The 26648-nt window shown below is 44.6% G+C and carries 25 protein-coding genes and 1 other RNA gene; 11 read left to right on the top strand and 15 right to left on the bottom strand.

The genetic code is table 11. From position 1 onward, the window contains the following. Positions 1-12: 12 nt before the first annotated feature. The 6 genes from MM817_RS00535 to MM817_RS00510 all read left to right on the top strand — a co-directional run bounded on the left by MM817_RS00535 (position 13) and on the right by MM817_RS00510 (position 7177). Entirely contained in the window at positions 13-651 is a 639-nt protein-coding gene (locus MM817_RS00535; protein ID WP_241711490.1) for a transcriptional regulator CcpN, read from the top strand. A gap of 18 nt (positions 652-669) precedes the next feature. Next, the gene (locus MM817_RS00530; RefSeq protein WP_241711489.1) at positions 670-1482 is read left to right on the top strand and encodes a pyruvate, water dikinase regulatory protein; all 813 of its coding nucleotides are present in this window, start codon (positions 670-672) and stop codon (positions 1480-1482) included. A 326-nt stretch (positions 1483-1808) separates the two neighbouring features. Then, the gene (gene dnaG, locus MM817_RS00525; RefSeq protein ID WP_241712250.1) at positions 1809-3719 is read left to right on the top strand and encodes a DNA primase; all 1911 of its coding nucleotides are present in this window, start codon (positions 1809-1811) and stop codon (positions 3717-3719) included. Continuing rightward, on the top strand, positions 3716-4861 hold the full coding sequence (rpoD, locus tag MM817_RS00520) for an RNA polymerase sigma factor RpoD (protein WP_241711488.1): 1146 nt from the start codon (positions 3716-3718) through the stop codon (positions 4859-4861). The genes dnaG and rpoD overlap by 4 nt, the downstream gene beginning before the upstream one ends. A gap of 212 nt (positions 4862-5073) precedes the next feature. After that, positions 5074-6216: an acyl-CoA dehydrogenase family protein gene (locus MM817_RS00515; protein WP_241711487.1), complete on the top strand. Its 1143-nt coding sequence runs from the start codon at positions 5074-5076 to the stop codon at positions 6214-6216. Between the two features lie 163 nt (positions 6217-6379). Beyond that, positions 6380-7177 carry a tRNA (adenine(22)-N(1))-methyltransferase gene (locus tag MM817_RS00510; RefSeq protein ID WP_241711486.1) on the top strand — a complete coding sequence of 266 codons (798 nt, stop codon included), beginning with the start codon at positions 6380-6382 and terminating at the stop codon, positions 7175-7177. 7 nt (positions 7178-7184) lie between these two features. Here MM817_RS00510 and MM817_RS00505 read toward each other — a convergent pair whose 3' ends face one another. From MM817_RS00505 to MM817_RS00490, 4 genes are read right to left on the bottom strand one after another with little or no spacing between them, the layout of a single operon-like run. Continuing rightward, a complete protein-coding gene (locus MM817_RS00505) occupies positions 7185-8042 on the bottom strand; it encodes a hypothetical protein (RefSeq protein ID WP_241711485.1) in 858 nt (285 codons plus the stop codon). Positions 8043-8046: 4 nt separating this feature from the next. Continuing rightward, positions 8047-8457: a hypothetical protein gene (locus MM817_RS00500; protein ID WP_241711484.1), complete on the bottom strand. Its 411-nt coding sequence runs from the start codon at positions 8455-8457 to the stop codon at positions 8047-8049. Between the two features lie 44 nt (positions 8458-8501). Next, on the bottom strand, positions 8502-9020 hold the full coding sequence (locus MM817_RS00495) for an RNA polymerase sigma factor (RefSeq protein WP_241711483.1): 519 nt from the start codon (positions 9018-9020) through the stop codon (positions 8502-8504). A gap of 34 nt (positions 9021-9054) precedes the next feature. Then, entirely contained in the window at positions 9055-9654 is a 600-nt protein-coding gene (locus MM817_RS00490; RefSeq protein WP_241711482.1) for an undecaprenyl-diphosphatase, read from the bottom strand. 189 nt (positions 9655-9843) lie between these two features. Between MM817_RS00490 and rnpB the strand changes: the two genes are divergently transcribed. Together rnpB and MM817_RS00480 are read left to right on the top strand one after the other, a co-directional pair. Beyond that, positions 9844-10274: RNase P RNA component class A (gene rnpB, locus MM817_RS00485), an RNA gene on the top strand. Between the two features lie 91 nt (positions 10275-10365). After that, entirely contained in the window at positions 10366-10797 is a 432-nt protein-coding gene (locus MM817_RS00480; protein WP_241711481.1) for a DUF309 domain-containing protein, read from the top strand. A 3-nt stretch (positions 10798-10800) separates the two neighbouring features. Here the strand turns inward: MM817_RS00480 and MM817_RS00475 are convergent, their stop codons facing one another. From MM817_RS00475 to MM817_RS00465, 3 genes are all read right to left on the bottom strand, one after another. Beyond that, entirely contained in the window at positions 10801-11766 is a 966-nt protein-coding gene (locus tag MM817_RS00475) for an inorganic phosphate transporter (protein ID WP_241711480.1), read from the bottom strand. Positions 11767-11812: 46 nt separating this feature from the next. After that, positions 11813-12382, bottom strand: a complete 570-nt coding sequence (locus MM817_RS00470; protein WP_241711479.1) for an isoprenylcysteine carboxyl methyltransferase family protein — start codon at positions 12380-12382, stop codon at positions 11813-11815. A gap of 69 nt (positions 12383-12451) precedes the next feature. Continuing rightward, positions 12452-13537 carry a type III polyketide synthase gene (locus tag MM817_RS00465; protein WP_241711478.1) on the bottom strand — a complete coding sequence of 362 codons (1086 nt, stop codon included), beginning with the start codon at positions 13535-13537 and terminating at the stop codon, positions 12452-12454. Positions 13538-13649: 112 nt separating this feature from the next. On the opposite strand from MM817_RS00465, the gene MM817_RS00460 reads away from it, so the two are divergent. Beyond that, complete coding sequence (locus MM817_RS00460) at positions 13650-14138, top strand: PaaI family thioesterase (protein WP_241711477.1); 489 nt, start codon at positions 13650-13652, stop codon at positions 14136-14138. Here MM817_RS00460 and MM817_RS00455 read toward each other — a convergent pair. Both MM817_RS00455 and MM817_RS00450 read right to left on the bottom strand, forming a co-directional pair. After that, on the bottom strand, positions 14125-14634 hold the full coding sequence (locus MM817_RS00455) for a hypothetical protein (protein WP_241711476.1): 510 nt from the start codon (positions 14632-14634) through the stop codon (positions 14125-14127). The genes MM817_RS00460 and MM817_RS00455 overlap by 14 nt on opposite strands. Before the next feature lie 14 nt (positions 14635-14648). Beyond that, positions 14649-15452, bottom strand: a complete 804-nt coding sequence (locus tag MM817_RS00450) for an ABC transporter permease (protein ID WP_241711475.1) — start codon at positions 15450-15452, stop codon at positions 14649-14651. A 115-nt stretch (positions 15453-15567) separates the two neighbouring features. Here MM817_RS00450 and MM817_RS00445 point away from each other — a divergent pair, with 115 nt between their 5' ends. Then, complete coding sequence (locus MM817_RS00445) at positions 15568-17283, top strand: ABC transporter ATP-binding protein (protein WP_241711474.1); 1716 nt, start codon at positions 15568-15570, stop codon at positions 17281-17283. Continuing rightward, positions 17280-19079: an ABC transporter ATP-binding protein gene (locus MM817_RS00440; RefSeq protein ID WP_241711473.1), complete on the top strand. Its 1800-nt coding sequence runs from the start codon at positions 17280-17282 to the stop codon at positions 19077-19079. The genes MM817_RS00445 and MM817_RS00440 overlap by 4 nt, the downstream gene beginning before the upstream one ends. Here the strand turns inward: MM817_RS00440 and moaA are convergent. From moaA to MM817_RS00410, 6 genes are all read right to left on the bottom strand, one after another. Beyond that, complete coding sequence (moaA, locus tag MM817_RS00435; RefSeq protein WP_419723363.1) at positions 19062-20087, bottom strand: GTP 3',8-cyclase MoaA; 1026 nt, start codon at positions 20085-20087, stop codon at positions 19062-19064. The two genes, MM817_RS00440 and moaA, sit on opposite strands and share 18 nt — an antisense overlap. A gap of 193 nt (positions 20088-20280) precedes the next feature. Then, the gene (locus MM817_RS00430; protein WP_241711471.1) at positions 20281-21486 is read right to left on the bottom strand and encodes an MFS transporter; all 1206 of its coding nucleotides are present in this window, start codon (positions 21484-21486) and stop codon (positions 20281-20283) included. Positions 21487-21557: 71 nt separating this feature from the next. Continuing rightward, entirely contained in the window at positions 21558-21740 is a 183-nt protein-coding gene (locus MM817_RS00425; RefSeq protein ID WP_241711470.1) for a hypothetical protein, read from the bottom strand. A 28-nt stretch (positions 21741-21768) separates the two neighbouring features. Next, positions 21769-23064: a Ger(x)C family spore germination protein gene (locus MM817_RS00420; protein ID WP_241711469.1), complete on the bottom strand. Its 1296-nt coding sequence runs from the start codon at positions 23062-23064 to the stop codon at positions 21769-21771. Continuing rightward, a complete protein-coding gene (locus MM817_RS00415) occupies positions 22994-24151 on the bottom strand; it encodes a GerAB/ArcD/ProY family transporter (protein ID WP_241711468.1) in 1158 nt (385 codons plus the stop codon). The genes MM817_RS00420 and MM817_RS00415 overlap by 71 nt, the downstream gene beginning before the upstream one ends. A 2-nt stretch (positions 24152-24153) precedes the next feature. Beyond that, complete coding sequence (locus tag MM817_RS00410; protein WP_241711467.1) at positions 24154-26490, bottom strand: spore germination protein; 2337 nt, start codon at positions 26488-26490, stop codon at positions 24154-24156. Positions 26491-26648: the final 158 nt, after the last annotated feature.

The raw sequence follows: 26648 nt of genomic DNA, 5'->3' as shown, positions 1-26648 counted from the left end.
GCGAGGTGAGTAATGATCGAACTATCAAAACGACAACTTCAGATTGTCGCGATTGTGCGCGATCGCGGCCCAATAACAGGGGAGCGCATAGCTGACGAATTATCCTTAACGCGAGCGACATTACGCCCGGACCTAACTATTTTAACCATGGCTGGGATTTTGGATGCAAGACCACGAGTAGGATATTTTTATATTGGCGACCACCGTGCAAAGGATATGCTTGCCGATTTATTTCGCAAATACCTCGTCAAGGATTATAAATCACTACCTGTCGTCGTACAGGAACAAACCACTGTGTATGATGCAGTCGTGACGATGTTTTTAGAGGATGTTGGCACACTTTTTGTCGTTCGTGAAGAAGGTATTTTAGTGGGGGTTGTATCGCGCAAAGACCTCTTAAAAGTAGCCATTGGTCAATCAAACTTACATGAATTTCCAGTGTATGTGGCTATGACGCGTATGCCAAATATTACTACAATTGAACTTGAAGCGACGATGTATGATGCAGCTCGCAAATTGATCGAGGCAGAAGTAGATTCGCTCCCTGTCGTTAAAATGGTTGCAGATCAACAATTTGAAGTGGTCGGACGGATTACAAAGACAACGATCACGCGACTTGTCGTTGAACTTGATTCGCTGCGAAACATCTAAAATGTTGGGGGCATGGACATGGAATATAATTTACCAGCAATTGTTTATGTGGTGTCTGACTCTGTGGGAGAAACGGCAGAATTTGTTGTTCGTGCGGCTGCAAGTCAGTTTGATCATGGACATTTTGAGATCAGAAGAATGTCTTATGTGGATTCGGTACAAACCATCCAAGAAATTATTATAGCGGCTGACGAAGTTGGGGGATTTATTGCATATACATTAATCTTGCCGGCACTGCGTGAGGCGATGCGCACAGAAGCAAAACGGATGTCTGTCCGCGCGGTAGATATCATGGGACCGATGATGGCTGCGTTTGAAGATGTATTTACCGCTACCCCCAAACTGAGGCCAGGGCTACTCCATCAATTGGACGATGACTACTTCAGGCGTGTGGAAGCGATCGAGTTTGCAGTTAAGTATGATGATGGGCGCGATGTGCGTGGCTTATTGCGTGCAGACGTCGTATTGGTAGGCGTATCGCGAACTTCCAAAACACCACTTAGTATGTATTTGGCACACAAGCGAGTACGTGTAGCCAATGTGCCATTAGTTCCAGAAGTGCAGCCGCCTGATGAATTATCTGAACTACCTAAAAACCGAGTCATTGGACTGACGATTAGTCCAAAAGAGCTAAATATTATACGGCAGGAACGGCTGCGTCATCTCGGATTACATGAAGAAGCGCATTATGCGAGTGAACAACGCATACTTGAGGAACTAAAATATGCGGACTATGTGATGAAACAATTAGGCTGTCCGGTGATTGATGTATCTAGGAGAGCGGTAGAGGAAACAGCAAGTATTATTTTAAGCCTTATTGAGCCAAGATAGAAAAGGAACATTTCCATAGGCAATTGCGTATTTTTTGTGTCTATTGAACAAATTGCAGTAAATGAGAAGGATTATTTGCGTTTTATCGCGTACATCTATATACAAGGATGACGTATGCAGGTTTAGATCTGGCCGTCAAGAGTTACAATAGTCAAATGTCGAACAGTTTGTGGACGAAGACGTTTTGTCGATAAATTTCTCTGCTCCGATAGCAGGAAAGTGTAGAATTTTGACGAATAAAGTTACGTATGAAATAAAAGAAAACCTATAGCATGATACTCAGAGTAAAACGTCGCATTTGCGAAAGGGGATTTTATTCTGTGAGCATGCGAATCCCTGAGGAATTTCTTTCACTATTACGCCAAAAAGTCGACATTGTGGATGTGGTTTCTGAGTATGTAAGGTTAAAGAGGGTCGGTCGTTCCCTGGTCGGGCTTTGTCCGTTCCATTCTGAGCGAACACCATCATTTCACGTAACTCCTGAAAAAGGCTTCTATCATTGCTTTGGATGCGGGGCAGGTGGAACAGCGATAACCTTTGTTATGGAGATTGAGCAATTGACTTTCGTGCAAGCGATTGAAAGGCTTGCAGAGAAGTCGGGCTTACCCATCCCAAAGATGGAAGACGATCTATTAGAAAGTGAAGACCGCAAATTGCGGGCACAACTTTATGAAGTTAATGCACTTGCAACTAAGCTTTACAATCATATTTTAATGAATCACCCTGCTGGAGCGCAAGGACTTTCTTATCTTTTAGAGCGGGGATTGACAAAAAAAACGATAGCTCAGTTCCAGTTAGGCTATTCGCCAGCAAATGGACGTGACTTAGTTCAATTTTTGCGCAAACGCGGATTCTCTGTCGATCTGATCGTACAGGCTGGACTAGGATTAATCAGTTCTGATGGCGAATTATTTGATCGTTTTCGCAATCGAGTGATGTTTCCAATTGCTGATCTGCAAGGTCGCACGATCGGGTTTGGCGCGCGGACACTCACAGGTGATGATCCAAAGTATATCAATACCCAAGAAACTCCGATCTTTCGAAAAGGCAATATCCTGTATGGCTATGCACTTGCGCGCCAAGGAATTCGAAAAACAGGTAAGGCAGTTTTGCTTGAAGGCTACATGGATGTGATTGCACTTCATCAGCACGGAATCACCCATGCTATTGCATCTTTAGGTACAGCTCTTACTACGGAGCAAGCTGCCATTTTACGCCGTGCTGTGGCCGATGAAGTCATCTTACTTTACGATGGTGATAGCGCGGGACAAAAGGCTACACAAAAAAGCATTGAAATTTTACGCGATATGGACATACCAATTCGCGTAGCACAAATGCCACAAGACGTTGATCCTGATGAGGCAATTCGAAAACAAGGTGTAGATGCTTTTCGATCGGATGTATTAGATAAGGCAGTCAGTGCACTTGAATATCAGTTGATTCAGTTGACACATAAGCATCCGCAACATATGACCACAGATCGAATCGACTATCTACGTGATGCGATCTCTATTCTTGCCTTGGAAGAGAGTTCGATTGAACGTGAGGCAATGGCTGAGTGGCTCAGCAAGACATACGCCATCTCTCTTGCGGCACTCAAGGACGACTTAAATACACAAGTTCGTCTAAAAAGTCAACGTAAAGAGACGAATGTTCGTGTAAAAAAGTGGGATACTAGCTCACGTGTGCATATAGATCATGGATCGAATAAAACGGGATCCGATCTTGGTGAACGTATACCTCTGAAACACATTGTGGCAGAACGGCAACTTCTGGTTTATATGTTACTCGATTCAGACGTGGTTAAACAAGTACAAATGAGTGTCCACTCTGAATTTTCTTTACCATTGCATAGTGCATTGCAAGCGTATGTGTACACCTTTTATGCAGAACACGAGCATGCGGATCCGGAACTACTGCTAGCAACAATAGACGATCCTGCTGTTTTACAATTTGCAGCGAAGTTGTTGCATGAAGCAGTTTCTCTTCTGGAACCTGGGAAACTTCCCGATCCGCAAGGTGTTCGTGATTATATACAGTGTCTTATAGGCTACGAATTAGAACGTGATATGCAACGGGTGTCAGAAGCACTCAAGCATGCCATTGAACAAGGTGATACATCAGCAATGAACCAATCACAAGAAGAACTATGGAGATTGCGTGCTGCATTAGTACAGAGTAATCAGGCTGCAGGCTCGACGCAGGCGCCCATATTTGGAAGGAGGAGCGGACGATGAACAAGGAGTTGCAAGATGATGTGCGCTCAGGACGATCGCTAGAGGATGTGAGGGAGCATTTACTTGCTTCTGGGAAAAAACGGGGCGCCTTGGCATACACCGAGATCATGGAACGATTATCTCCTTTTGATCAAGATAGTGATCAAATCGAAGATTTTTTTGATCAGGTTAACGAATTAGGCATCGAAGTTATTAACGAAGGTGATGACGATCCACGGATCAATGGTGACATGCCTTCCGAGATGGAGTTGGCGGATGAAGATGTACGTCGCGATGAGTTTGATTTAAACGATCTTAGCATGCCACCTGGCATTAAGATTAACGATCCTGTGCGGATGTACCTCAAAGAAATTGGACGTGTTCAACTCCTATCTGCTGAGGAAGAGATCGAGCTTGCCAAACGCATTGAAGAAGGCGACGAGGCAGCAAAAAGGCGTTTGGCTGAGGCAAACTTGCGCTTAGTAGTGAGTATTGCTAAACGTTATGTGGGTCGCGGTATGTTGTTTCTTGATCTTATTCAAGAAGGCAACATGGGTTTGATTAAAGCCGTTGAGAAGTTTGACTATCTCAAAGGATATAAGTTTAGTACTTATGCGACATGGTGGATTCGTCAAGCCATTACGCGGGCTATTGCCGATCAAGCGCGTACGATTCGGATCCCTGTGCACATGGTAGAAACGATTAATAAATTGATTCGTATTTCGCGGCAATTATTGCAGGAACTAGGACGCGAACCCAGTGCAGAAGAGATCGCTATCGAGATGGATATGAGTCCTGAAAAGGTTCGGGAAATCCAAAAGATTGCACAGGAACCAGTGTCGCTCGAAACTCCAATTGGCGAAGAGGACGATTCACATCTAGGTGATTTTATTCCCGATGATGATGCACTTGCACCAGCTGATGCAGCGGCGTATGAATTGTTAAAAGAGCAGCTTGAAGATGTGCTCGATACGCTGACAGAGCGCGAGGAAAATGTGTTGCGCTTGCGTTTTGGACTAGATGATGGGCGCACAAGGACTTTGGAAGAAGTAGGAAAAGTCTTTGGGGTAACACGTGAGCGGATTCGCCAAATAGAAGCAAAAGCATTGCGCAAATTACGTCATCCTAGCCGTAGTAAGCGGTTAAAGGATTTCCTAGAGTAATGGGAAACATCAACCCTATGTAATTGAAAAGAGTAGATCATGTGCAGTGTACATGATCTACTCTTATTTAAAAAGAAATGCTAGTAGTTTGTCATTTTGATGTGAGAAACGATATAATCATAGAAGTTAGTGCGTAAGGGGTTTCATTACTTCATCTGACTGATCGTTCAGTCGGACCGATATCCGGATACTTTATGTTTGGGGTGACATGTATGGACTTTGATTTATCGCAAGAACAGTCGATGATCGTGAAAATGGTACGCGAATTTGCTGAGGGTGAGATTGCGCCAAAAGCCGCAGAAGTGGATCGTAACGCTCGATTTCCAGTGGAGACATTTGAAAAGCTTGGCGCTTTAGGGTTACTTGGTTTACCCATTAGTGAAGAGTATGGAGGCGCAGGTGGTGACACGATATCCTATGCTTTAGCTGTTGAGGAAATCGGTCGGGCTTGTGGAAGTACGGGATTAAGTTATGCCGCTCATGTTTCGCTTGGTTGTGGACCTATCAACTATTTTGGAACACATGAGCAAAAGGAGAAGTATCTTGTCCCGCTTGCGAGTGGAAAAGAACTTGGAGCATTTGGACTCACTGAGCCAAACGCAGGATCAGATGCGGGTGGAACGCAGACAAGAGCTGTGCGTGATGGCGATACTTATGTGATTAACGGAAGTAAAGCGTATATTACCAACGCAGGGTATGCAAAAACGATTGTAGTGACTGCAGTCGTTGGTAAAGATGAACGCGGTAAAAATCGTATAGGCGCTTTTATTGTTCCTACCGATAGTAAAGGATTTTCTATCGTCCGCACGTATGAAAAAATGGGTTTGCGCGGAAGTAATACAACTGAATTATCGTTAGAGGATGTTCGTATACCAGCAGAAAACTTACTTGGCAGTGAATCTGAAGGATTTAAGCAATTTCTCTATACTCTTGATGGTGGGAGAATAAGTATCGGTGCACTAAGCGTGGGCATTGCGCGGTCAGCTTATGAGGCAGCATTAAAGTACGCAAAAGAACGCGTTCAGTTTGGGCAGTCTATCTCTAAGTTTCAAGCTATACAATTTAAGCTGGCTGATATGGCGATGCACATTGAATTGGCACGTGATATGGTGTTAAAATCAGCATGGTTAAAAGATCAGCATCGCCCTTTTACGAAAGAATCAGCTATGGCTAAGTTGTTTGCCTCGGAAATATGTATGCGTGCTGCAGATCAAGCAGTACAAATTCACGGTGGTGCTGGTTACGTACAGGATTTTCCTGTGGAACGTATTATGCGCGATGCTAAACTGATGGAAATCGGTGAGGGTACATCAGAGGTACAACGTCTTGTCATCGCAAGGCAAATTGGATGTTAAATCAGATGAACTCCGTGTTATATGTGTAAGAAATAATACCGACTGCCACTTTCACGACACAGATATTTGGCATTTGCCTTTTATTTGTGTCTGTGAGAGGGTAGTTTTTTATATGACTTTTGGATATGCATGTGTATCATGAGAGATAAGTGGTGGTGTGAGAATGAAAGAACTTTCAACGCGGTTGCAGATGATAGCTAAACAAATGGGTAAAGTCACTTGTTTCGCCGATATTGGGAGTGATCATGGACTACTGCCTATCGCTCTCGTTGCATCTGGCCAGGCAGACGCTGCGATTGCAGTAGAAGTAGTGGAAGGTCCCTACGCTGTTACGCGCCAAGCGATTATGGCAGCTCATATGCAAGATAAGATTGAGGCACGACTTGGCGATGGTGTAGCCCCGTTACAGCCGGATGAGGTCGATCAGATTGTCATTGCAGGGATGGGCGCTGAAACGATGTGGGATATACTTACAACAGCGCATGCAGATACAATTCTGGCATCTGATCGTCATGTGAGCCTTGTTTTGCAGCCGATGGCAAATGGTGGGCTCATGCGCTATTACGCAGAGCAGGCAGGGTATATCCTGAGTGAAGATCAGCGCGTGATAGACAATCAGATGCGGTATGAAGTGATGCGACTTGACCTTAGTCAGGAAGTCGATAGGCGCAACATGCAACCAAATGCCAATCGTTTGCGAGAGGCTTATCAGAAGTTAGCTCCACATGATCAATGGATGTATACATTTGGTCTACAAGGACTAACTATGCAGTGTCCTCACGTTTTGGCGCAGATAAAAGAAGAGTTGAAGAAGTTGGAATGGATTATACACAGTCTTAAAGAGAGTGATACACTTCGTGCGAAACAGCGCATGGAATGTATGGATATGGATCGCATGGCGCTCAATCACTTGCTCATGACTTATTATAGCGATCTTTCACCTAAAGCCGCTCGCCTTTAGGTGTTTTTTATATACGAATAATACTTGGGCGTAGAATTAGAGTCCACATACTTCCAACCCCGAGAATCCATAGCGCAAGAAATGAAAGAATACCCACTAACGGTAAATTGGTGACTAAGAGAATGGCAATCGCTCCGTAAAGAGCTGCAATGCGCCCCGTTTTTCTCCCTGTAAAGTCGATAATGGTTCGTCCAATCTTATTGGTGACAAGTATCATGCCAGACAGTCCTAATAGCGCATACAGTAAAAAGATCGCGATCGTAGCCATCCAAATACTTGGAGACACAAAGCTAGCGATGATTAGAATAGCAGGAATGATCGTGATGGTGATACCCGTCGCAAACAATCGAATGTACTTCCTTCCAATAAAAGCACTTATGCGTTCATCTCGTCTAAAAATGATACTTCCGCCAGCTGCGAAGGTGACAAATAAAACTGCAGCAAGACTGGTGTTGATAAAGTACAAGCCAATACTTAAAAAACTAGCCAGTGTCAATGTAGTAAATATCCGTTTATCTGGACCGATTGCAAATAGCCCCTCAGATACGACAGCTCCAGGTTCCTGAGTCACATTGCCCCCAATAGATAACACAAATGCAGAATACGATCCGGGGCGTAGCAAGATATTTCCACCTACTGCAATGATGGAATTGGTCACAATTCCATCGACAATTACAGGATGTTGAATGGAGATTACTGTATCGATATTTTCTTTTTTAGGAATATATATGGTGCTAGTTACAGGACGTTCGCTACCTGTTGCAGCATGAGCGAAGTGGACAGGCACTATAGGTGACAGCATGAGTACTAGCATAAGCAGAACACTAACGATTGTGAGCTGTGGTATGGTGATTTGTCGTTTCATCCCATCACCTACTTGTGCGTGCTAAACGCGTAGCAGATAAGGCTAACAGCATAGCTATGAACAGTAAAACAGCCGTGGTAAGTAATGCCTGCAAGGAGGGCACATAGGAACTGTGTGCAGAGTATTGTAACATCATGCCCTGTAGACTGATAGACAAACGCCAAAAAGCATATCCCAATGTGCGCCCCGGTGTGAAGAGAAGGAGTAGGACAAGGGGTGATGAGATGCCGATAAGGATAAAAAGCATAGTGGCTATGGCTAGTCGATTGCGCCTTTGTACTTGTGTTTGCGATGTAGCTGTTAGAATACGTGCGCAAAGATCGTGGCTTGGTTCAACTAAAAAGGCGGATAATAGAGCAGTTGAAATGGCGATATCGAGCTGTTCATCTATCTTTTTATCATCATCGTTTTGCATGGCGATCCTCCTTTAGATGTTGTTACTAAGATGCATGTACGTAACTATAATAAGTTGCGAAGAGACTGTTTTGCATAGGCTAACCGAGATTTTACAGTGCCTATAGGAATATTTAACATACGGGCGATTTCCGCGTAGTCGTAGCCATCTCGCTCACGTAAAATCAAGATGGCACGGTGTGCGGGCGTCAACTGATCAAGTGCTTCTTCAAGAATCGTTCGCAAAGTTGGATCAATAGCGCGCGCGGGTACATCTGCTATATTCTCGATCGGTTCAGCTATATGGCGCTTTTTAGTTCTCACATGATCGATCGCAAGGCGCGTTACAATCGTCGTCAACCACGCTAAAAAAGCACTTGGATCCTTTAGGGTATGAAGTTTACGAAAGGCTTTAATAAAGGCATCCTGAGTAACTTCTTCAGCATCGTGTGACGAACGAACGATCGCATATGCCGTTTGGTATGCATGGCGATGACGGAGTGTAACTAGCTTAGCAAACGCCGATTCCTCTCCAAGTTGTGCTTGGCGAACGAGAGTGATAAGGAGTTCGTCGTCCCCCGTCAAATGCTCATACGCCCCTTCTTGCTCGTGTACATCGTTACTTTTGTGAGGTATTTTTCTTGACAAATGCAGCAGCGATGGTTTCCCAAACGCCAATGAGTGCATAAATAAGCTTGTCTACATTTTTCTTGGCCAAAGCTATCATAAATGTCGAAAGTAATCCAACGATAAATCCACCAAGTATATCTGTTGGATAATGAACGCCGACATATACGCGGGAGAAACCAATAAATAAAGCTAAGACAGCAAAAAATTTGCCCATCGTATGATCCCTTAAGTACGCTCCACCGGCTAGTCCTGCAGATCCTGTGGCGTGATCACTTGGAAATGACGCGTCAGCTGCATGGTGGATGAGCGGCACTGTGTGTAATGTAACAAATGGCCGCGGTCGAAACCAGATATGTGAGATCACGATGTTGATTAGTAAGCCCAAAACACCGACGATTACAGCGGATAATCCTGCTTCGCGATGGATTATCCGCTGATCATGTGTATGGCCAATAAACCAATAGATAATGAGAAGTAGTGCATACATATAAATGCCATCTTTAGCTAGGCCAATCATCAATCCATTTAGCCACGGCGTGTAATTATGCATATGGTAAATCAAAAAATACAATTGCACATCCCAATTCAATTATATCACTCCTTGAATGTTTGCTCATGATATAGGACGCACGTACTAAGTGTTTTGTTCAGAAGAGCTTTGTTCGATGCTCACGAAAGCTAGCATCGTCTTACCATCATCCCATTCACCTAAGCGCAAAAGGTTCGCAAAGGAAATAGTTGCGCAAAGTGGCCAATCTGTGATTTAATATATTTTCGAAGAAGTAATCAAGGTAATCGCCGGCGCAGTGCCGAAAGGTCGCGCGGGAGGAAAGTCCGAGCTCCATCGGGCAGGGTGCTGGGTAACCCCCAGTGGGAGTAATCCTAAGGAAAGTGCCACAGACATGATGACCGCCGATGGCGCTCTCACGTGAGCGCACAGGCAAGGATGCAACGGTGCGGTAAGAGCGCACCAGCGGTGCGAAGACGCATCGGCTAGGTAAACCCCACCTGGAGCAAGACCGCATAGGAGTGCATTGTGGCGGCCCGTCACGCACTCGGGTAGGTTGCTTGAGTGGCGTGGTAACACGTCGCCTAGATAGATGATTACCACCTCAAGAGTGCGAGGTGATACACGCTTTTTGTTTTTTGCGAATGACACCGCTTGTAGCACGAGAGGAACAGAACTCGGCTTATCGATTGCTTCTTTGACACAGCAAGCCCGCTAGGGAATACCTGGCGGGCTTGCTGTGTTATGTGTTACGTTATGCGTACGCACAATCATACGTGGAGGCAATGTGACATGGATGATCGGTTAATGAGTTATCTTTATTTTTTTAATCAGAAGCAAGACTATTATGAGTGCCATGAGTACGGGGAATCTCTGTGGTTAGATACGGGGCGGCCGATCGTTCTAAAAGGTCTCATTCAAGCCGCAGTGTGTTTGTATCATCTACATAATGGCAACGTGAGAGGGGGATATGCTATGTGGTTGCGTGCGCGAAGTTACCTTGCGCCCTCTTTGCCAGTCTATGAGCATATAGATTTGTCTCAATTGTGCAAAGATATCGATCAAGTATTTGCGCGCGTTCCGACCGCTTTTCACGACCTCATCGTTGCACCAGAAACGATCACAGATCTCCACTTGCCAGATGTGTATATACAACTGACCGATCCTTTGTTGCAGACTGCACTGCAGTTACATACACCTGCACCATTGGAGGATCGAAAGTAATACTTATATGACTTTTGCGATCAGTGCGGTGAGCACTCCAAGCACCAATGCGACAGGAAGCGTAAGTCCCCATGCGATAAAAATACGAGCAACTTTGCGTGCATTGATGTGTTGATGGTGCAGATCGTGGCCGACTCCAAATAATGCGCTGTCACTGGTCTGCGTTGTGCTTACAGGTCCACCAAGTGTTGCGGCTGCCACCACCACAATAGCCGAAGCACCTTGAATCGCTACGACATGCTTTGGCTTCAATGTAAAAAAGGCGCTCCCTACCGTTTTTGCAATCCGTTTCCCACCGATGAGACATCCTGCTAACCACACAACACTAGAACAAAATACAATGATCGGGGTTACAGCAAAATGAGCCGTTTCATGTCCGATCAGCAGAAGTAGTGCAGCTAGCCCGATGGCCTTTTCTGCATCATTGGCACCGTAAGCAATTCCCTGTACAACTGTTAATATGTACGATAGTCGCGGCCATAGCCAAACAAGTGAACCAGGTGTGCGATGTCTAAAATGGCGCTCTATGCGATAACCGAGATAGCCTGCGATAAATCCAAATACAACAGATAGCAATACGGATAGTATGGTCATCCAAAAACCAGTCCAATGAATGGCATGGATTCCGAGCGATGCCCATGCTGCACCGATTAATCCTCCGATTAAAGCGAGAGACGTGCTAGTGGGCAATTTAATAAGCCATGTTAAGAGCAACGTGGTAAGCGTTGCAATCAACGCCTCATTTAAAACATGGATATCGCCGTGGTGCAAATGAATAATATCTTGACCCACTGTTTTTGCTACATGTGAACCTAGAATGAAGGGGCCAAACAGGATACCGATTATAAGTAACGTGAGTGAGAAGCGCGTTTTTGTTCCTGCATGTTCGAATAATCCAAGTAAATTCCCACCATCATTCCAACCTGAGATTCCTTGAAAGATGGCAATCAATACAAATGCTAACCACAATGGCTGTCTGTACCTCACTTCCGTGTAACAACAACTGCTCTCTCATCTACGAAGTGTGACGAGAGAACCAACTGCGTTTTTGTGTGTGCATCAGAGTAGCATACTCTGACTGTTGCATCCATGCCGCTTCCTCGATGCTGATGCGTCTGCGTAAAATGAAGAAGTTTAAAACTGAAAAGACGATGGCTGTCACATATGCGTGAAATACGAGCGGAAGACTAAGTATTTCAAGCGTCACCGCAAGGTAATTTGGATGGCGCACATATCGGTAGGGGCCACGAGTTACTGGAGTGGTGCCGGGAATTACAAAAATGCGAATATTCCAGTTGCCACCAAGCGTAGCGATGCTCCAAATACGCAATAATTGTGCCCCTATAAAGACGATTAACGCTGGGATCCAGATATTTGTCAAGGAAAAGCGTGATAACCAAATCTCAGTGAGAAGGGACGCAAAAAAACCTGCATGTAAAAGATAGAACCAATAAAAATTTTTTGCATCAACTTCTATCGCACCAGCATGACGCGCGTTTTTTGTATGCTTAGCAGCTAATCGTAGTTCTAGCAGACGTTGTGCAATGATAAGAACGATCAATATGACACCGAAACGTTCAATCAAAATGGCTCCTCCTCGTATGTTAACGTGTTTGTGCCATCCCATGAGTCTCGTAAAGATGGTGAACGTATGTTATGAACCAAAGTGAAGCAAGACTTGTTCACAGGAAAAACCAGGGCCAAGGGCTGCTAATACGCCATAACCGTGATTGGCGATAGCATCATGTCGTAGATGAGCCATCACAAGTCGTAAAACAAACAGGACAGTAGGTGAGGACATATTGCCATATTCACGCAGGACAAGCCGTGCCTCATCTAACCAGTCTGCTGGAAGATCGAGTGCTTGTTGATAAGCTTGTAACACTTTAGCTCCACCCGGATGTGCGATGAATTGAGTGAGTTCATGACGTGTCAATTGATTGGCGTCTAATAGTTGGCTTATTTGATCGTCCATTTCTTTGCGCACGAGTGAAGGAATATCGCGTGAAAAAATTACGGATAGGCCCTCATCTCGAACATCCCAGCCCATCACATCCTCACTAGCAGGCCACAGTTGAGATTTTGAAGAAACGATGCGCGGCCCGTGAAATGGCTGACCGCTATCTTGTGTGCGCTGTTCTCCGACTACGATGACGGATGCAGCTCCATCGCTAAATAACGCTGTGCCGATGAGATTGCTTTTCGATCCATCGCCATACACAAATGTGAGGCCACACAATTCTACTGCTACAAGTAGGACAATGGCTTCTGGATGTGCCTGTACATAGTCATCTGCACGAGCTAAACCAGATGCACCACCGGCACAACCTAACCCCCACAGTGGAATGCGCGCAATGTCTTCGCGCATACCAAGAATTTGTGCGATGCGCGTATCGAGACTAGGTGTTGCAATGCCTGTGGAAGACACAAAGACGATGGCATCGATGTCTTTGGCAGCAATTCCTGCAGTTAACAACACAGCTTGTGCAGATTGAACACTAAGTTCTACTGCAGAATGTTGATACTGTTCATTTTTCTCTTTAAATGTTCGTGGTGTAGTAAACCAATCTAAAGGGACACAAAAATGTCGTTTTTCAATCTCTGCATGATCAAAAACGGCTAGTAGGCGATCAATATCGCGAAAGCGATCTGCAAAGAGGCGGCGTGCAACTTCTTTTCCTTCTTCCCTTGTCACTGTATAAGAAGGTACAGCCGTTTCGACAGCTACAATGGTTCCCATTACCTCAATCTCCTAATATTTAATGTTAGGGTAGTTTGTACAACTGGCATTGTTTTCATACAAGGCATATGCTACATAGAGGACAAAAAGGTAGAGAGAAGGGAAGAGGACCATGCGCGATCAAATTAATGCTCAATTAGATACGATGAGTGAGGGTGAATTAGAGCAGATTTATCGATTAATTGAAGCTAAAAAACGTACATATCATCAACCATTAGCTTTTTTGCTCGAAGTCATGCAGTTTCGAGTTGTAGGAGATGGTGCAGATAAGTACATGTATCAAATGCAAATTGGGGATGAATTACTCAATCGCTATGGAATTGTACACGGTGGAGTTATTACGACCTTCATTGACACGGCGATGGCGGAAACAGCCTTTTTGCTTGATGGTGAGTTAAAAAAAGCAGTGACGCTAAACCTGACAGTGAATTTTGTCAAACAAGCCGTTTCTGGGATGTTACACTGTCAAGTGGTTCCAACTCAAAATAGCTATCGGTTAGCGTTGTTTACGGCACTTGTTACGGATGAAGAGGGAGATGTCATTGCGACTGCAACAGGTCATTTTTACAAATCTTCGCACCAGGCTGTTACTCAGGGATAGGTGCAGAGTGAGCAGGAATCTCATTAAAACCGGCTTCTTCATTTATAACTAAACTTAGATAAAAGAGATATGCAGATGAAAGATCGACATAACTCACACTGACACTGCCAACAGGCCGCATGCGACTTAGGCGATAAATCTCGCGACTTGCACGTTGCAACACTGCAGCTGCATGGCGAAGTTCGCATGCGGCTTGTGTGCCGTTTGGTAAGATAAATTGAGCCAATGGGACAGTTACTTGTAAACGCTTGACATGAGCACTTAACCACTCTAATTCACCCCCTGATCCAAATGGTGCTCCACTTGAAAATTCATGCCCAATCGCAAAGACATGGCGTTGCCAGATCAGTAGATTGGCCACTTCATCGTGCGTTAAAAGAATAGCCAGTGCTTTGCCGACGACCGTATTGGCTTCATACAATGTGCCGTACACATCCTGAGTTTTGGCTGCAACTTCATCTACTGGGACAAGCGTTTGGACAGGTAGTGACCACATGGTGGAAGTCTCCTTTACTTGGTAGTAGTACCTCTGATGATACGCCAAAAGACGGCGAGTAATGGAAGTGGTAAAGCGATGAACATCAGGATGAGAGCGATTGGTAGCGCGGTAGGAAGTCCTTGCTCCTCTAGTGCAATCCAGATTTGCACAGGTAACGTATGGGGATCATACGCCACGATGATGACGGCTCCAAATGCGCCGAGCGCACGCGCAAATGCCATCGCGATCCCAACGGTTAGACCAGGAAAGGATAAGGGAAGTGTGACGCGCCTAAAAGTATGGAAAGGTGTCAATCCTAGCGCCATTGCAGTCTGCTCTAAGCGATGATCGACTTGAGAAAAGGCGGCGATAGCAGAGAAGACAAAGTACGGCATAGCTTCATATATTTCTGCAATCACAATAGCTAAGAAACTATTGGTGGCGGAAATCTGATAATTTTCTAAAAAATGTCCTATCCATCCATATGGACCATAAAAGTAGACGAGTAGTAAGCCGATCACCAGTGGTGGCATAAGTAAAGGTATGTAAAGGAAAAATTCAATGAGGCGCCAAAAGACACTCTTGCGACGTGAAAGCAACCAACCAAGTGGCGTTCCAAAACTAACAATGACAACGACCGCAATCAGTGTAGAAAAGACAGACGTTTCAATGGCTTGTCCGGTGCCTTGATTAAACGTTTGCGCAAGGGAAGAAAATGATGTATGCGTCAACAACGCAAGAAATGGAAGCAGTAAAAAAGCGAGTGCCAACAACGCCAGTAATGTGAGCAGCGCTCGTATGCTGCGAGCTCTGTAGGGTAAACAATGGATTGTCACGAACTTCACCGTCCAAATCTAACGTAAACGTTTAATTATGTTATAATCGCAAAAGACAAAAACATTTCGGGAGGGAGTTGCCATCGAAGATCCTAAGCACCTGTTACGGCAATTCTTGATAGACAAACGATGGACGTATGTCATTGCGATATCGTCTATTATTTTATCAGAAATTGTCTCCGTACAGTTTCCAAACGTCCTTGGTCAGTTTACTGATTCGTTATCCCGGGGTGCGCTCAGTATGTCGCTCGTCATGCGCTATGCCCTAGAGCTTCTCGTCATTGGCGTGACGTATGTACTCTTATACGGTGTAGGTCAGTTGTTAAATGGTCGCAGTGGTCGAATATTTGAATACCAGTTGCGCCAAAAACTGTTCTTGCATTGGGAATCACTATCTACAAGTTATTATCGTCAGCGCAGTATTGGAGATTTGCTTAATCACGCGATGAATGATGTCAGGGCTGTTCGCGAAGCACTCTCAGGTGGCGCCAATATTCTTACCAACGCTATTTTTTTACTGATTGCAACTTTGTATATGACATTTACGACGATCAGTGTAAAATTGACACTCGTTAGTATCATCCCCATTCTTTTTGTGCCACTTTTAGTGATCTGGTGGGGTCCAAAGATTCGCGTAGCTTCGCGCGAAGTGCAAGAATCACTATCTGATATGGCGGAATTCACAGAAGAAAGCTTATCTGCCATCCGTCTCATTAAGGCGACTGCAAGTGAAGAAGTGGAAGCCAATCGATTTTCTACACAAATTGAGCAGATTGTTCACACGCAGATGCAGATGATTAAGCGCAGTGCGATGTTTCAATCATTTATTCCGCTGTTAGGTTCATTAAGTTTTGCTATTGCACTTTTATATGGCGGTTATCTAACAGTGTATCATGAAATTAGATTGGGCGAATTCGTTGCGTTTACCCTATATTTAGCTATGATTATTACACCTTTGCAGCAAATAGGATTTGTAATAAATAATTTCCAACGCGCATCTGCTTCTCTCACGCGCCTTAGCATATTGCTTGGGGCGCAACCTGAGATTGTAGACGATAAAGACGCTGTGGCTATGCCGTCTGTGCGCGGAGCAATCGACGTGCAATTGACTACCTTTCAGTATGCAGATAGCGATCATCCGGCTCTATCGGACATCTCCTTTACAGTTTTGCCTGGGCAGACAGTAGGTATAGTCGGTCGTACGGGATCAGGTAAGACGACGCTTGCTAACTTATTCCCACGCATATTCGATCCGCCGTTTGGATCGCTGTTTGTGGATGGAGTCGATGTACGTAAGATATGTGTGCAGGATTTGCGCGAAGCGATCGCCTATGTACCGCAAGATGGGTTTCTTTTTTCAACGACTATAGCGGAGAATATCGGATTTTCTGAGACAGAAGTTACTACGGAGGCGCTCGAACAAGCAGCAAAAGATGCTGCAGTATACGACGATATTATGCGGTTTAAAGATGGGATGAATACACAGATAGGAGAGCGCGGCGTCGCATTATCAGGTGGTCAAAAACAACGCGTTGCCATTGCGCGAGCACTGTTAAAAAATGCCCCAATTATGATTCTAGACGACAGTTTATCTGCAGTGGATATGAATACTGAAAAGCAATTGATCACACGTTTACAAAAATTGCGCGCAAAAAAGACGACGATCATCATCGCCCATCGCTTATCGGCTGTACGCCATGCTGATCAAATTATTGTGCTAGATGCGGGGCGCTTAGTGGAAAAAGGATCCCATGAGGAGTTGCTGCGAAAAGGCGGGATGTATCGTAACTTGTATGAGTTACAACAAGGAGATGGGGAGGTTTCCGGGTGAGTATAGACATAGGTGCGACGAAACGCAAACCACGTGAGGGCATGAGTAGTCTGTTGCGCTTATTGCCATTTGCACGCCCGTATGTGCTGCAGTTTTCTGTTGTATTTGTACTTGTTGTGATCTTTAGTGCAACCTCCGTACTGCAACCATATCTTGTGAAGATCGCCATTGATCGCGATATCTCAGGTAGTCACATCAATGTTCATGGACTATATGTGATTACTGCAGTCTACGTAGGTGCGGTGTTGCTTGGATTGATAACAAACTACTTGCAACTCATCATCTTACAATATGCTGGGCAGAGCATTATTCGAAAGATTAGACTGGAGTTGTTTTCACATATTGAGCGCCAAGCTATGAGTTTTTTTGATAACAACGCGATTGGACGCCTTGTGACCAATGTGTCGAGTGATACAGAGACGATTAGTCAGTTTTTTACACAATTTTTCTTGAGTATGGTCCGTGACGGATTGTCACTGCTCATGATTATTTTTATGATGTTTGCACTCAACGTGCGCATCGCATCATTTGCAATGATCTTGATTCCACTGATCTTTATGATATCGATCCTCTTTCGTAAACGACTGCGTACGGCATATCAAACGACAAGGACGCGACTTTCCAATATCGTAGCGTTTTTGGCTGAAAATTTGGCGGGTATGCGTATTACGCAGATTTTTCATCAAGAAAGTCGTCAATCAGCACGCTATGACACGCTAAACCAAAGTCACCGCAAAGCGAATATTCACGAGTACCAAGTTTCTGTGCAATTTAACCGTGTACTTGAACTCCTTGGCAATGTTGCAGTTGCATTTGTTGTGTGGATTGGTGGCGGGGAAGTACTTCATAAAGCCATCTTGTTTGGCACGTTGTACGCATTTATCAGTTATGTACGACAGTTCTTCACGCCAATTAACTCCATTACGCAGCAGTGGAACACGCTTCAATCGTCAATCGTTGCAGCAGATCGCATTGGACGCTTGCTTGCTACAACACCTGCGATAGGTGATGTGGATCAACCTGTAGCGATTGGATCAGGGAATGGGAAAATTGAATTTGACCATGTGACATTTGGCTATAAAAAGGATGAATATGTCCTACAAGATCTGTCATTTAGTATTCAACCAGGATCGCTAATCGGATTTGTCGGGGCGACAGGGGCTGGGAAAAGTTCCATCATGAGTTTGTTGACTCGCTTTTATGAGGTGGATGAAGGCAATATACTGCTTGACGACGTAAACATCAAACAGTATCGTCAGCAGGACTTGCGGCGCATGATCGGCATTGTGCAACAAGATGTTCATTTGTTTAGCGGCACGGTGATCGATAATATTCGATTATTTCGCAAGGAAATAACTGAAGATGAGGTCATCAAAGCGGCGCAAACTGTTGGGGCAGAGGAATTTATTCTGCACTTAGCAGAAGGATATCATACGAAGATTCTCGCAAAGGGTGCCAATCTATCGATGGGACAGCGGCAACTACTCTCGTTTGCGCGCATCGCCGTACAAAATCCACGTGTGTTGATCCTCGATGAGGCGACAGCCAGTCTGGATAGTCAGACAGAAGTATTGGTGCAGCAGGGCCTTGCAAAACTAGCCACCCATCGTACGACGCTTGTCATCGCTCATCGTCTATCCACCGTACGCGATGCGGATCAGATCATTGTGTTAGATCGTGGCCGCATCGTCGAGACAGGAACGCACGAAACATTGCTCGCGCAAGGTGGCATGTACAGTCAACTATATGAAAAGTCTTTTGTAGAAAACAAGTATGCACTATCCACCAATGTGTGACATTTCAACTTTAGGGAGATGTGGTGTCGCTTCTGTTCGTAGCTGTGAATAGCGGTCGTTGCGTATGTGCCAGATATTCTCTAACACTTCGACAATCTCTTGCTCACTTGCACCGCTACGCAGAAGCGTACGCAGATCTCGACCTTTTCCTGCAAATAAACAAGTGTACAATTGCCCTTCAGATGATAGCCTTGCGCGCGTACAGCCGCCACAAAAGGCGCGCGTCACGGAGGCAATCACCCCGATTTCTCCGAGTCCATCTGCATACCGGTAGCGCGTGGCTACTTCGCCATGGCGTGAAGCATCAATGGGTGTAAGTGGCCAAACATCTCCGATGGTAGACAAAATCTCACTTGCTGTTACCACGTCATCCATTCTCCAACCGTTGCTGTTGCCAACGTCCATATATTCGATAAAGCGCAGCACATAAGGAGTATTGCGGAAATGTTCGGCCATCGCAAGAATCCCTTTGTCGTTCACGCCACGTTTCACGACCATGTTCACTTTTACGGGAGAGAGACCTGCATCGTCTGCCACGGCGATGGCATCTAACACCTTTTGGACAGGAAAAGATACATCGTTCATGCGCATAAAAATCTCATCGTCAAGTGAATCCAGGCTGATCGTAACGCGCTGTAGTCCAGCTTCTTTTAATGTATGCGCAAGTTTTGGCGTAAGCAGGGAACCATTGGTCGTAAGTGCGATATCGTCTATACCATGAACATGGTGGATCATCTCGACCAGTTTATATAGATCTCGTCTCAAGAGTGGTTCTCCGCCTGTGAGACGTACTTTTGTCACACCAAGTTGTGCAAAAAGACGAACTAATTGTGTGATTTCCTCAAATGAAAGTAATGCGTTCTGTGGTAAAAATGCAAAGTTTGGTCCAAATAGTTCTTTTGGCATACAGTACGTGCAACGAAAATTGCAACGGTCTGTCACAGAGATGCGTAGATCGCGCAAAGGACGCGCAAGTGTGTCTAGAACTGTGGTTGTAGTTGTTGTCAGGGTAGTGGAGGGTTTTTGAGAGACCTGATCGTCTTTTTGATGGCTATCGTGGTCAGAATACTGGGCTGTTGACATTGTGAAACCCCTCCTTGTCGACACTCATAGGGCACTTGTCTACTCTTCATGATAATGATCGAAGGAGGCAGTCGTCAAGGAGGGAGATGCTATGTTGTAAAACTTAGGATATTTATACCTATATACTTTGTGTAGTAGTCGCCAAGTGATGACTGTGTGATGCTTCTGGTTCACCATTTTCTAATAAAGCTCGTTCTAAGATTGGACGTGCAACAAATAGAGCAATGACTCCTACTACGAGTAATAAGGCGGCAATAAAAAAAGGTATCTGCATACCCAGTTGTTGTCCAATAAGACCACTCATAATAGGAGCAAGTGCAGCACCTGACCAACGCAAAAAGTTATACGTTCCTGAAGAGATGGATCGCGAATAAGGAGATACTTCCATTGCAAGTGTCGTGAATAGCGCGTTTGAAATGCCACAAAAAAAGCCTGACAATACGATCACAACAAGTAAAGAAGATCCGCGAACGAGTCCAGCTGCAATAAAAATAGCGATCAGTCCAAATAAATTATATTGCAAAAGGCGAACTGGACCTAGTTTTGGCCGCAACCAGTTGACGACAAAAACAGATGAAATACCAACGAGTATGCCCCAGATAAAATACGTGATGCCAAGATCAATACTACTTAGACCTTGTAGTGTTAACGGAGAATAGGCCAAAATCGTAAAGAAAGCATAACTATAGGCTAGCCCGATGAGTGCATTAATCAAAATAGCTGGATATCGCATTGCACGAAACAAATCTTTTGCAGAGCGAGGAGCTTCGCGCTTTGGTTCTCGAACAAGAAAATACGAAAAAATAACAGCGATTAACATGAGCGTTGCCGTTCCGAAAAACGGCAAGCGCCATGTGATGTTTCCAAGGAATCCGCCAATCAATGGGCCGGATGCAATACCAAGTCCTAGCGCCGCCTCATAGAGTGTGATGGCTGAGGCTATTCCACCTGTAGATGCCCCAACGATAATCGATAGTGCTGTGGAGGTAAAAAATGCGTTGCCAAGTCCCCAGCCAGCTCGCACGAACGCAAGAAACTCTATACTCGGTGATAGTCCGCTTAATGTGGAAAAAAACACCACTAATGATAGGCCGAGCAGCATGACTTTACGTCCGCCAAGACGTGTTGCAAGCACGCCTGAGATGAGCATGGTCAGCGCCATTACTGCAATATAACTTGTAAAAAGCCACTCGACTTGAAAAGGTGTTGCACCCATTGCACGTCCTATGAGTGGTAATAGTGGGTCAACTACACCAATACCCATAAAGGCGATCAGTGTAGCAAAGGCTGTCGCCAGTACGGCGGCAGGGAGACGCTTTGACATGATGAAGACACTCCTTTTTATTTCGGTATCCGAAACATATAGAACAATATAAAGTATATCATAAACTAACACTATTGTGGCGATATGACGTACTCTATCCACGTAGCGATCGCTCCTGCGATGATGGCAAGTGAAAAAAATGACAGCAAAGCAATAGAAGAAAACTCGCGTTTTTTCCACAAGATAGGGAAAATTGGTTCTGTAAGGATCATGGCAAGTAAACCTGGCATGATATAACTCAAAAAAGCTGACATGGATGATTCACCTCTGACGGATGTATGTTCAGTCACTTCCATAGGGAGCGCGTTGTTTTCCAAAGTTACTAATTTGTACATCGTAGTACACAGTAAAGCGGGCTTCATTAAAGTGTTTAGTATAGTTAAATTTTTTCCAATCATTTTCCGTTAAAAATCTCCATTTAATCGCATAGGCAAGTCCGAATGGATCGCCTTTAAACTCCGTTTGACAACGTTTAATTAAATCAATGGTTTCTTGTTCAAAGCTGTGGTTAAACTGTTTCTCTAATTTGTGACGCAATGTGACATCTTGAACGTAGTTTAATTCAGCCGTCGAACTATCCAGTGTTGCATCAAGTGGGACATTGATGATAAAGTGCAATCGCCCTTTGTCTAAATGGGCACTGACTCGCGGAGATAAAAATTGATGTATGAGCAGTGTATTGCGCCGCTCTTTATGGATGGGATCACGCAAACCGACGAGAAACGTTTTTACTTCATGTTTTAGCATGAGTAAGATGCGAGCTTCTTGTCCAGTCAACCTCCCTGCAGCACGGTCTGCGCGGTATATTTCTGCACCAGCAAACTCGACTTTGTCGTCGCCTCCTTGACGTGAAAATTGCCCAGCTTCGCGGTTGACATCTTCTCCAGCCATTTTGCTAAGAGGTGCCGGTTTATTGATCGCAACAAGTGCAGTATAGGCAAGACGATCGCCGCTCTCATTTGCAACTAAAAAATCGTTTAAAGTTTCGACAGGCATAAGTCCAGTAAAGGAGTGCTGGTTGCGCATATTTTCGATAAAGTCAAGACTAGTTGAGCCCAGTTTGCTGCGATTGGCACGGATGGTAGTATTTGCAGATTCGATGCTTGTGATGAGCATAATGTCGCGCCGATAGGTACGTGAGCGCACCATTCCTTCTAATACTCGTGCCACGTCGTTCTTCTTTCCGAATTTTTCTCCGATCATGGTTACTTTTAACTGTTGTGATGTGATCATGCGATCAGTTGTCACATTGGCGATGTTTTCTGCTACGCCAAATGAAGGTGCTTCAAATGTGGTAATGAGTGGTGCACCATGTACCTTTGGCGCTTCCGTCGTAGGCGTAAAGTATTGGTAGGTGATTTTTAGGTTATCATGTTTTCCCTCATCGATGCCTAGAACAGTGACAAAAGCTAAGCTCTCTAATTCATGATTGTCCCAGCATCCTGTGAGTAAAAGTGTCGTGAGACTAGTAACGGCCATTAAGCGTATGATGGATGACTTGACATGACTACGTTTGTGGTTGTGGATTGGTTTCTTTTTTACTTTTCTTTTGTCCACTTGTAGGTGGTTTGTGTGCATGATATTTACCCCTCCATTTCTTCCAGTAGGCCACAATCAACAATAAAATTGGAATACCCCCATAGAGGAGGATGCCGCGTTTTTCTAAAACGATGTCTTTAAAATCAATGGCATCTGATAATGTCGCGGGTAGAATGGCTATATAAAACACCATTGCGCCGATCGATGGTGCAAATCGCCGATAGTTGTGTGCACGCGCGATGCTCCCTGCCATGAGTGAGAGGATATACATCAGAAGGCTAAGGCGTGCAAATGTAACGACAAGCCATGTAACGGCATAGATCGCCTCGATATGTTGAATAAAGCGTCCAAAGTAGATGAGTTTCACCATTTCAAGAAATGGGAAAAAGAGCATATCGTTATTTGGATAGGGAAAGATCATTTGATTGATTAAAAGAGCTATTACGCCAAGCACAATGGATAAACTAGAAGTAAGATAAAAGGTGCGACGATAGCTTACGTAACTACGGACATAAGGGCGCAGCATAAGAAATACAAGATACTCACCAAAATACCCTGTATGTTGCACGCCATTTTTTATGAGGGTGGGTAATCCTGGTCCTAAGACAGGCGGCAAATAGGAAATATGAGTTAGCTTGGAAGATACAAAAATTAACGTGAGTAACATGAACATAAACACAGTGAACATGAGTAGATTAAAACGTGCCAATACTTCGATCCCATAATATACAGGGATAATCACAGCTATGATCGTTATGAATAAAATAACCATGGGCGGTGTGGTAGGTAAAAAGGCTACTCGAATCTGATCTAGGTCGTATCGCACATTCATCGAAAAATCTAATAACAAAGAAATGAACAAGATGAGACAGCATAAAGAACCAATGATGGGCCCGAGTGTCTCGTAAAATAAATCGACTAGATTTTTCTGTTGATCGTGCATAAGTGGTAATAGGAGTGCGATGAGCCCAATCATTAATCCTTCACTGATGATGAGAAGTAATTCTGCTGCATTATGACCCCAGTGAATTAAAATCAGCAAGGATGAGTCAAACCCTTTACCCATGATGATGATTGTCATCAGCGCCAGAAGTTGTGAAGGACTAATGTGACCGTCTTTAATCACAGCTAAATCCCCTTTGTTTTTGAGCGCCACGGGCGTGGTTTACGCCATGGTCTGCTGCTTTGTTGATTCGAGGTATCGGCAGTTGAACTTGCATTTTGCATTTGATCTGATGAATTACTTGCTCCAGTAAAGGATGACTGTGAGTTGGTTTGCGAAGCTGTATCTTGTGTGCTTGAACCTTGTTGAGAAGTACCTTGTTGAGAAGTACCTTGTTGAGAAGTACCTTGTTGAGAAGTACCTTGTTGAGAAGTACTTTCTGGCGCTTCCGTTCCTTGGCTTGCAGTGTCTTGCATAGGCTGCGCTGGTTTCGATTGATCATTGTTTCCCTCTGCCATTTTGTCTGTGGTGGCATTATTACTTGCGCTAATATGTGATTGGTTAATCACTTCCGACGATGACTTTGCACCTGTATCCGGTTGTGCATCAGGTGAATCGCCACCCATATCATCTTTCTTTTGAATCTCTGGATTCTCTACAGGTAAGGAGCGCAATGATCCCGGGCGAGAAGAGTATGCGAGCACTGTTTTACGAAAAAATCCTTCTTCTTTACTGCGCAGTGGTGCAATTGGTGTGAGATAAGGTACTCCTACGGATTGCAGTGAACTCATGTATACAGTCATGACGCTAAACAGAACTGCAATTCCAAAAAAACCTAAAATGAAACTGATTAGAGTATACGAGTACCGTAAAATGCGAAACGCATAGCCAATAGATTGATTGGGGATCGCAAAAGAGCCAAGACCCGTTAGAGCCACGACAATGACAACGACTGGACTGACTAGATTGGCATCCACTGCAGATTGACCGAGAATCAGTGCTCCAACGATTCCAATTGTAGAACCGATGACGTGGGGTACTCGTATACTTGCTTCTCGAATCAACTCAAATGCCAATTCGAGAATGAGAACCTCGACAACTGTCGGGAATGGCAAATTTTGTCTAGATACAGTCATTGCTAGCAATAAGTCAGACGGAATCATTTCTTGTTGAAAATTAGTAAGTCCCACATATAATGCAGGTAATACTAGTGCCACAAAGAGTGCCAGTAGTCGTATCATGCGCAAAAAATTCGCATACCAAGGGCGTAAATTAGGATCTTCTGCCGTCGCTAACTGCATCCAAAAAGTAGCTGGCCCTATAATTGCCATTGGGAGATTGTCGATGAGAACGGCTACTTGTCCTTGTGCGATGGAGCGTGTGGTGATGTCTGGACGTTCGGTGTAGATCAGTGTTGGAAAGATTGAACGCCAGTGGTCTTCTAAATGCTGTTCGACCATTCCAGGAATCACATGTGCAATTGGACCAATATTTGTAATGCGTCGATGCATTTCAGACAGTAGTCGCGGGTTTGTGACATGTGCCATCGAGCATACGCACAGGCGAGTGCGTGCCAAATCGCGCAAAGTGACCATCTCCATGACCAGGTCAGGACATCGTAAAATGCGGCGCAGTTGTGACATATTGCTCTCAATGCTCTCAGTAAACGCTTCTTGTGATCCGCGAATCACCGTCTCATTAATTGGTGTAGAGATGGAGCGGGCGTGGAATTTTGAAAAAGAGCACACTAATGCTTGGGCCATACCCATTAAAATAATAACGTTACCTTCGATGACTGCGTTTGCGAGTGTGTGAACATTGTCCACAAGGGCATAGTTGCGTGCAGGTAAGCGCTCCGATAGATCTTCCATGCGATGTAGTTCGAAATCTATGTTGACGACAGTAGTAAGAATGAAGTTTTCGAATTCTTTCGTATCGATGGCAACTTGCGAAAAAACAGTAACGACTTTTTGATGCGCTTTCGTATAATGGGTAACAAATTGTATATCGCCGTTGCGTGGATAGTGTAAAAGCCGTTGTAAATATTCAACTTGCTCAGAAAAAGTGAGTGGTAGATAGTGGGTTTTCACATCATCATCAAGATGACGCATAATATTTTCATTTGACCCACGCTCTTCGCCCACTTGTTTTTCTCGCCTTTGGATGATGCTCATGCGCTTAATATCGTTAATGGATACAGTCTGGTTAGCTTGTTGTTGCTGATTAGCCTGTTGTTGCTTGTTAGCTTGTTGTTGCTGGTTAGCCTGTTGTTGCTGGTTAGCTTGTTGCTGCTGGCTTGCTTGTGGTTGCTGGTTAGCTTGTGGTTGCTGGTTAGCTTGTGGTTGCTGGTTAGCTTGTGGTTGCTGATTAGCCTGTTGTTGTTGGTTCGCCTGTTGTTCGTCTGTGTTTTGAACACCCTCGCGGTGAGTCGCAGAGGGACTTAAGCTAAAGCGGGTGCGGTATGTTGTATCACGCTCAGCTAAATCTACTATCCAGTCGAGTGTACCTTTAATAAAGCCCACTGTGCGCCCTCCTCGTGAGAATGTACTTCTCGTCTTATACATGTTATCGTTCCCCAATTTGTGGTTGAGCTATGTATAAGGCATGGGAAAAAATAGGACATCCGCACACCACCATACCATTTCGGACAAAAGCGCATAGAATAGTTTGACGTGTCAAT

It is taken from the genome of Sulfoacidibacillus ferrooxidans (assembly GCF_022606465.1).
GTDB classification, from domain to species: Bacteria; Bacillota; Bacilli; order Alicyclobacillales; family SLC66; genus Sulfoacidibacillus; species Sulfoacidibacillus ferrooxidans.
Note: the sequence above shows the minus strand (reverse complement) of the source record. Positions and strands in the feature narration are given on the sequence as shown.